Source organism: Cryobacterium sp. Hh7 (genome assembly GCF_004403155.1).
GTDB classification, from domain to species: domain Bacteria; phylum Actinomycetota; class Actinomycetes; order Actinomycetales; family Microbacteriaceae; genus Cryobacterium; species Cryobacterium levicorallinum.
The window spans coordinates 1-7,979 of record NZ_SOHG01000002.1; the positions used below are offsets into that span (position 1 = coordinate 1).

Here is a 7,979-nt window from a genome sequence, read left to right on the forward strand (position 1 = left end):
ACCGCTCAGCCGATCTCACAACGCCCCACCCCGGAGCAAAAAAACACTCTAGAGACTCGCCGGGCCGGCTGAACCCATGTTATTCAGCAGCCTCCTAGACGGACTACCCCGTGCACTCCGGCCCAGTCTCCTGGTTCCGATCATGATTCGAGTGAATAAACCCTTCGCTATCTAGTCGAAGTATCACCACCTACGCAACGTGCTGTCCTTCTGCCCAGACGTCAAGAACACTCCACTCTGGTGTCAGACGCACGGCGTCACATGTGAATCCGGGAGCAAGGAGTCCGTGATGACGGCCCATTCCCAGAGCGCGCGCTGGTGTGAGAGTAAGCGCTTCGATAGCGGCCGCGGGTGAGATGTGTGCCTCCTCGATCGCAAGGCGAAGCGACACGTCCTGCGTCACGGTTGAGCCCGCGATCGTCTCCGTTCCACACAGCCGCGCGATACCTCCGGAGACCGTCACGTCGAGGGTACCTAACGTGAAGTCTCCGTCCGGCAATCCGGCGCCGGCCATGGCATCAGTGACGATGGCGATACGTCCGGGTGCTGCAGCGAACAGCAGGGCGGCGACCGACGGATCGACGTGATGACCATCGAGGATGAGTTCAATAATCACTCGATTGTCAAATGCGGCTGCAGTTACCGGGCCTGGGGCGCGGTGGTGGATGCCGGGCATCGCGTTGAACGCGTGCGTCAGCATCCGGGCGCCGCGATCGAATGCGGTTCTGGCGAGCGATTCGCTGGACTCTGTGTGACCTATCGAAACGACTACGCCAGCCTCGGTGAACTGGTCAATCGTAAGAAATGCCCCCGGCAGCTCGGGCGCGAGAGTGATTTGGCGAAGGGTTCCTCGCGCGGCCGAAAGGAACTGTTGCACTTCGACCGGGGTCGGATTTCGCAAATGCTGTATGTTATGTGCACCGGCTCGCTTCGGCGACAAGAAAGGTCCCTCCATATGGGAACCGAGCAGGAGAGGATCGCGCGTTGCCATGTCTGCAATCAAACTGAGACTGGCGAGAATTTCGTTCAGCGGATTGGCTACCAAACTCACGATCGAACGCGTTGTTCCGTGGGCCCTGTGAAATCTGAGTCCAGCAGTGATCGATTCGATCCCGTCGTCGAACGAATGCCCACCGCCACCGTGGCAGTGCAGATCCATGAAGCCCGGGGTTAGCCAACTTCCGCTAGCGTCCACAGTGGTGCTGGCGTGCGGTCCCGGCCCTGTTCCCGTCGCGACTATAATTTTGCCGTCGACGAGCATCCAGAAGTCGTCGATTTCGCCGTGCGCGTCGAGTTTACGCGCGTGTTCGATGAGCATACTCATGCTGACTCCCGGGGGCCTGGTGATTCGTGATTGTTGGAGAAAGACCGCCTTCGCGGCCTTGGGCCACTGAAGGTCAATACTGCAGTGGAGATCTACCGTTGAACGGCGAAGCTGAAGTCGTACCTGTCTCCCCGGTACACGCTGACTGCATACTCGACCAAGCGACCTTTCCCATCGACACCTTGTCGGCTCACCACGAGGGTTGGTGCCTGGCGAGGGACGCCGAGCAAATCCGCATCGATGCCGGAGGCGAGTTGACTCGAAACGCGTTGGGTTGCTGTCTCGACTCTGACCCGAAACTGCTCAGCCATCAGGCCGTAGATCGAACCTCCGAGATCGAAGTTCAACAGATGCGGGAAGATATGGGCAGGAAGGTAGATAGTCTCGAGGCACATCGGTACCCCGTCAGCCAACCGCAGGCGTTCGATTTCGAAAATCGATGATCCTGGTGCAAGTTCCAGATTAAGCGCGACTTCGTCCGAGGCTATGCGCTCGGTCGCACTTAACACTCTCGACGATGGCTCCATGTTTCTTCCACGCATATCCTCGGAGAAGGAAGTGAGCTTGAGGCCCTTGGATATTCGTCCTCCTGAGACAAAGGTGCCCATACCGCGAATTGAGTAGATCAGGCCGTCATCGGCCAGGCTGCGCAGCGCTTGTCGCACAGTAGTGCGGCTCACGTTAAACCGTTCAGCAAGATCACGCTCCTGCGGAAGAGCATCATCGGTGCACATGGTCGAAATCTCGGCCAGAAGCTGCTCGCGGATTAGCAGGTGCTTGGGTGCCATCGTTGCTTTCGCTCTCCTGATTCAGGTCAAGCCGGGGTTGGACGTAGCGCGGGGAGTCGCAGCGACCATACGCCGCGTGATCATCATCGGATTCGTGATGGCGCTACCGACCACGACCGAGAACGCACCCGAAGAATATGCTAGCGCGACCTCTTCGCGGGTCCAGTATCGTCCCTCGGCGATCACTGGACGATCCAGACGGGCTACCAGCGCAGCCACCAATCCAAGATCTGGAAGGTCGCTGACTGCCATGTCTGTCGTGTAGCCCGAAAGAGTCGTTCCGACTACGTCCGCGCCAGCATCCTCTGCATACAGCCCAGAATCGATACTGTCCGTGTCTGCCATCACAGGAAGCCCCAGTTCCTCGTGGATTCTTAAAATGATCCCGGCGAGCGTCTGTCCGGATGGTCTGGGCCGAGCGGTTCCGTCAAGAGCGATAATGTCTGCGCCCGCGGCAGCCATCTCGGCAGCATTCTCAAACGTTGGGGTAATGAACACACCGCCTGCGGCCGATCTGCCGGTCTTTCGAATACCGATGATTGGAAGGGAGCTGATCGACCGGATAGACGCAATGTCGAGCGCGCCCTCAGCGCGAAAGCCGACAGCCCCCCCTGTTTCTGCCGCACGTGCCATCAGGGTCATAGGCTCGGGGCCCATCACGGGGTTTCCTGCTGAGGTTTGGCAGGAGACAACGAGGCCGTCCTTCAGGGCAAGGAGTGCAGGATACATGGTCACTTTTCGTTACGGGAGGCGCGGCTAACCGCGTCATAAAGGGGGTGGGTAGATGAAAGATCGGCGAGGACGCGGGCACCGTCGAGTGAAGTTCCTTGAGGAGGAACCAGTCGAGCTCGGGCAGGATTTCGCTCGAGCGCTATCTGAAGAAGTGAGCGTACATAGCCACTTGCACCGATGAGTTTCCCTGACCATGACACCACACGGTCATCGTCCAAAAGTTGCACCGAATCGAGTGATGCACTCGCCGACCGGGCCAGTTGGTCCGTAGCCTCTTCGAGAATTGCGACGGATGCAGGGTCACCTTTTTCGGCGCAGGCGACAACCTCAATACAGAAGGCTGCGATGGCGGAGACCCTGTCCGGATCCCCGTAGACGAGGTTTGGAAGGTCAGAGAACGAACCAAAACGCTCTAGAGCGGCACCGGTGAGTGAAGTCGAGGGTGCACGCCCGTCGAAAGCTTCGAGCGCTGCGGCCAGTCCGCGCGCGCCTATCCAGAAGCCACCTCCGGCATCCCCGAGAAGGTGACCCCAACCATCGACCCTGGCGACCTTTGATGTGGCACAGGCTAAAACGACAACGCCCGTTCCCACGGCAAGAACTGTTCCTTGGTTGTGCCCGAACGCGCCAAGGTAACTGGTGGCTGAGTCATGGGCAATTGCAACAGACGCAACCATAGGGAGGGCATCAAGGAGCGTGTTGGCACCCCCGTGGGCCGGGGTAAGTCCGGTAATTCCCGCTGCCAGCGTCCAGCAGCCACGTATGTCAATGCCGGACAAGGATGTCTCCACCGCGGAGGCGACCTGTTCCAGGACGTTCCCATGAGATCGTATGCCGGTGTACTCCCGGCTTATATCTGATTCGCCCGAACGTGACAGCACGACACGAACCCCGCTTTGGCCAGCGTCCACAATCACACGGCCCATGCTTATCGCCTCAAATCTTTATTTTGAATTTATCTGACAGATGCTATGCTACATCAACAGGTCCAGACCTGCATCACATTGGTCTGAACCTAATAAACAAATTATTCCCGACCTGCAATATTCAATTGGAGTTTTCATGACTTTCAAACCGTGGACAGCGAAGCCCGCGATTGCTCTAGGAGCCGTCACCGCGATCGCGCTCATTCTTACTGGGTGCGCGCCAGCAGCGGGCACTGACTCAGGCGTAACCACCCTCAAGATGGTTTTCGAGCCGGGTCCGGAAGCTGATGCGATGAGCGTGCTCGTCGATGAGTTCAACACCGGCGAAGGCAAGGATGCCGGCATCGCTGTTGAGATTACCCAGCTGAGCCGTACCGACACGTTTGCCAAGGAAGCGGCGGTCATGTCCACCAAGTCCTCGGACTATGACCTCTACCGCACCGCGAGCTACCTGATCGCTCAGCATGCTCCCTACCTTGAGCCGCTCGCGTTGGACGAATCGCTGTACTTTGAGACCGCGGTCGACTCACTGAAGGTCGATGATGAGCTGTACGGCGTGCCTCTGGACGTGAGCAACCACTTCCTCTACTACCGCACCGACCTGGTCGAGGCGATGATGGGTGACGTTGAAGGCTTCAAGAAGATCAGCAAGGAGGCGTTCGGAAAAGAACTGGAACCGAAGAACCCCGACGATTGGACTTGGGACGACTATCTCGCTTCGGCTGCGTACTTCACGAAGACCTATAACCCCGAGTCCCCCACCGAGTACGGCACCATCCTGCAGGCGAAGAACCTTGTCTACAACGCGATGGTCTGGGGCGACGTGCTCTGGAGCTTCGGCGGCGGATGGCTGGATGCCGATGGCAACCCCGACTTGAACAGCGACGCCGCCAAGAAAGCAGTCGCGGTCTACTCGGCCGCATACACCTCTGGAGTGGTTTCAGCTGATTCCTCGCAGGCAGAATATCCAGAGACTCAGGCCGCCCTCACCTCAGGGAATGCAGCCTTCGCTATTCAGTGGGGGGCCGCTTTCGCCGGACTCAACGACGCAGAGCAGTCGCCTCTGACCGCAGGAAAGATCGGTGTTGCCCCGGTACCGGGCGACATCCACCAGACCCATGTCCACACGCTTTCCGTGGGTATCAACAAGTACGGCAAGAACAAGGAAGCGGCAGCGACGTTCGTGAACTTTCTCGCAAAGGCCGACACGATGACGACCTATGTCGGCGCTGGCGGAATTGCGGCAATGCCGACAGTTCTTGACGCCAATGCCACCGTTAATCCTTTGTTCCCTTACCTGTCGCGGGACATCGCGGCGAACAGCTTCGCTGCTCCGAACGAGAAGCGCGCGTTCGATATTTACACAATGATCGCCGATGAGCTTTCTGCGGCCTGGGTTGGTGAAGCGGACATCAATGACGCAGTCAACGCGGCGAATGACGCGCTGACCGATCTGATCGACAAGTAGAGGCAATGTCCTCTCCCCTCTTCGTGACGGGGACCAAGGGGGCGCGCTGGATCCTCAGCGCGCCCCTGCTTGTGTTCCTTGCTGTCCTTGTGGTCTACCCGATCGTGACTGGAGTCCAGACGGCACTCCTGGACCGGACCCTCCTAAACCCTGAGCCGCAATTCGTCGGAGTCGATAACTTCGCGCGAGTACTCGGCGATGACGGTTTCTGGAATGCGTTGAGGTTTACCGCGATTTACACAGTCGTCGTTACAGCCCTTGAGCTCGTACTGGGTTTTGTCTTGGCACTGGTTTTCGACCGAGCCTTTCCTGGAAAGAAGTGGCTGCTGAGCGTCATCATTCTGCCCGTGATGATTGCGCCGGCATTGATGGGGATCATGTTCCGCCTGATCCTTAATCAGGACATCGGGCTCGTGCCCGCTGTTTTCCAATCGATGGGTCAGAGCGTGTCTCTATTTAGCTCCGACTCAATCATTCCCGTTCTGGTGATTCTGGACCTGCTTCAGTGGACGCCGTTCACCTTCCTGCTGTTCTACTCAGCTCTTCAATCGGTCCCCGAAGAGCTCTATGAGGCCGCTGCACTCGACCGTGCCCGCTACGTTCGCGTCATCAGGTCGATCGTTATCCCCCTTCTACTGCCCACGATCTTCATCGCAGGCTTCTTGCGGGCGATCGACGCGTTCCGCACCTTCGACACGATCTACGTACTGACCGGCGGCGGTCCAGGTAATTCAACAACCACCCTCAGCATTTACATTTACAAGATTCTGTCCGGTGGAGACTTTGGCACCGCGTCAGCCGCCGCTGCCATCGTCGCGATCGTGATGCTTCCCTTGGTACCCATAGTTGTCCGCCGCCTCAACGGAGACGTCATTGAGAAGAAACAGAAGAGGAACAAATGACTCAGCTCCGAAACACGAAACAGCAAATCACTCGACCCAGGTCACGTGTGACCAGCAGGAAAGCGTGGTGGCGAACCATCCTCGTGGTCAGTGTCGGCCTGGTGATCAACCTGCCCCTACTGAACGCCGTCATCACATCGTTCAAGACCGATGCAGACATCGCGTCGTCCCCGTTTTCGTTTAACCGCGGATTGACTCTCGATCACTACGTTGCCGTGTTCGGCGGGTCAGGCTACGACTTCACAAAGTTCCTCATGAATTCGGCGTTCACCGCCATTGGTACGGTCGCGCTAGTCATGCTCATCGCAGTGCCGGCCAGCTATGCGATTGTGCGGCTGGGCTTTGGCGGCAGCTTCCTCCTGAATTTCATCACGTCTCTGCGTCTCGTGCCAGCAATGTTCTTCGCGATCCCTTTCTTCCTGATGCTGTCGGCCTTCGGGCTCTATGACTCAATAGCGGCCCTGGTGCTCGCCAACACCTTCCTCAACCTGCCGCTGGCCATGCTCATAATTTGCGGCGCCATACGAGACGTGCCGATTGAAGTCGAAGAAGCTGCGGTGATCGACGGCGCGAGCGTTTACAGGACGCTTTCATCAATCGTGCTCCCTCTCCTTGCGCCAGGTCTGGTTGCGGTCGGAATCCTCGTGTTTTTGTTCACCTGGTCTGACTACCTTTTCGCCGTCATCCTCTCAAGCTCGCAAGCCACACCCGTTACAGTCGGTGCTGCGTTTTTCGTCACGAGCGCTGGAATCGCATGGGGCAATGTCTCGGCGGTCGTCGTGGTCTCTCTGGTGATTCCACTCTCGTTCGCGATCTTCGCTCAGCGATACCTCGTCCGCGGCCTCTCTGCCGGCGCAGTCAAGTAGGGAACCATGAAGGTCATCATTCTTCCGACGGCAGACGATGTCGGCGACCAGGCAGCACGAGTGATCATCGACGGCATCAGTTCCGGGACTCTCTCCGTGCTGGGCGTGGCCACCGGATCGTCGCCGTTGCCCATCTACCGGGCGCTTGCCAAATACACTGGGGTTGATCTCACTTCCCTCACTGCGTATGCACTCGACGAATATGTGGGGCTTGCCAAAACTCACCCTCAGAGCTACCAGTCAGTGATCAACACCGAAGTGACCTTACCTCTCAGCTTGGATCCCACCCGAGTGCACGTGCCCGACGGTTCGGCCCGTGACATTGACGCTGCCTGCGCCGCCTACGACGCGGCAATCGCCAACTCCGGCGGCATCGACCTCCAAATTCTCGGAATAGGCAGCGACGGCCATATCGGGTTCAACGAACCTACCTCTTCGTTCGCCTCACGCACTCGGGTGAAAACACTCGCCCCACAAACCCGAGCCGACAACGCACGATTCTTCGACTCGATCGACGAGGTGCCAATTCACTGCATCACCCAAGGACTCGGAACCATCATGGAGGCCAAACAAATTTTGCTTGTCGCGTTAGGTTCTGGGAAGGCTGACGCAATCGCGGCCGCCGTCGAAGGGCCCATCACGAGCATGTGCCCGGCGTCGATCTTGCAGATGCACCCCAACGTCACAGTTATTCTCGATTCCGCAGCTTCGTCGGGGCTGCGGCTTACCGAGTATTACGACTACGTCGCTGCTAATCTGCCCGCCTGGCAGCGATGATCAAACGCACCCCGGAGTAGTCCGATGGTCAGCCGATAACGCTCAATTATGACAAGTAAAAACTCCAACTATTGCAGAATCCGCCGAATAGGGCTCCCGTCATGTCCTGTCTCATCTAAGTTAAGTCAGTCTCATTTTTGATACGCACGCTGCTTGGCAGCCAGGGACAGCTTGGACCGAGCCGCTCCTGCTTCAT

The 7,979-nt window shown here is 58.1% G+C and carries 8 protein-coding genes; 4 read left to right on the forward strand and 4 right to left on the reverse strand.

What is annotated here, in order from left to right; genetic code table 11:
* Window positions 1–190 precede the first annotated feature (190 nt).
* From nagA to E3T43_RS00155, 4 genes are all read right to left on the reverse strand, one after another.
* Window positions 191–1,324 (reverse strand): N-acetylglucosamine-6-phosphate deacetylase, encoded by a 1,134-nt coding sequence (nagA, locus tag E3T43_RS00140; protein ID WP_134470853.1) that lies wholly within the window; start codon window positions 1,322–1,324, stop codon window positions 191–193.
* Window positions 1,325–1,416: 92 nt separating this feature from the next.
* Window positions 1,417–2,112 carry a GntR family transcriptional regulator gene (locus E3T43_RS00145; protein ID WP_134470854.1) on the reverse strand — a complete coding sequence of 232 codons (696 nt, stop codon included), beginning with the start codon at window positions 2,110–2,112 and terminating at the stop codon, window positions 1,417–1,419.
* A gap of 21 nt (window positions 2,113–2,133) precedes the next feature.
* Window positions 2,134–2,841 carry an N-acetylmannosamine-6-phosphate 2-epimerase gene (locus E3T43_RS00150; RefSeq protein ID WP_134470855.1) on the reverse strand — a complete coding sequence of 236 codons (708 nt, stop codon included), beginning with the start codon at window positions 2,839–2,841 and terminating at the stop codon, window positions 2,134–2,136.
* Window positions 2,842–2,843: 2 nt separating this feature from the next.
* Entirely contained in the window at window positions 2,844–3,770 is a 927-nt protein-coding gene (locus tag E3T43_RS00155) for an N-acetylglucosamine kinase (protein WP_134470856.1), read from the reverse strand.
* A gap of 136 nt (window positions 3,771–3,906) precedes the next feature.
* Between E3T43_RS00155 and E3T43_RS00160 the strand changes: the two genes are divergently transcribed.
* From E3T43_RS00160 to nagB, 4 genes are all read left to right on the forward strand, one after another.
* Window positions 3,907–5,238, forward strand: a complete 1,332-nt coding sequence (locus tag E3T43_RS00160) for an ABC transporter substrate-binding protein (protein WP_166791189.1) — start codon at window positions 3,907–3,909, stop codon at window positions 5,236–5,238.
* 23 nt (window positions 5,239–5,261) lie between these two features.
* A complete protein-coding gene (locus tag E3T43_RS00165; RefSeq protein ID WP_206751390.1) occupies window positions 5,262–6,140 on the forward strand; it encodes a carbohydrate ABC transporter permease in 879 nt (292 codons plus the stop codon).
* Window positions 6,141–6,241: 101 nt separating this feature from the next.
* Window positions 6,242–7,006 carry a carbohydrate ABC transporter permease gene (locus E3T43_RS00170; RefSeq protein WP_166791190.1) on the forward strand — a complete coding sequence of 255 codons (765 nt, stop codon included), beginning with the start codon at window positions 6,242–6,244 and terminating at the stop codon, window positions 7,004–7,006.
* Window positions 7,007–7,012: 6 nt separating this feature from the next.
* The gene (nagB, locus tag E3T43_RS00175) at window positions 7,013–7,783 is read left to right on the forward strand and encodes a glucosamine-6-phosphate deaminase (protein WP_134470860.1); all 771 of its coding nucleotides are present in this window, start codon (window positions 7,013–7,015) and stop codon (window positions 7,781–7,783) included.
* The last annotated feature ends 196 nt before the right edge of the window (window positions 7,784–7,979 follow it).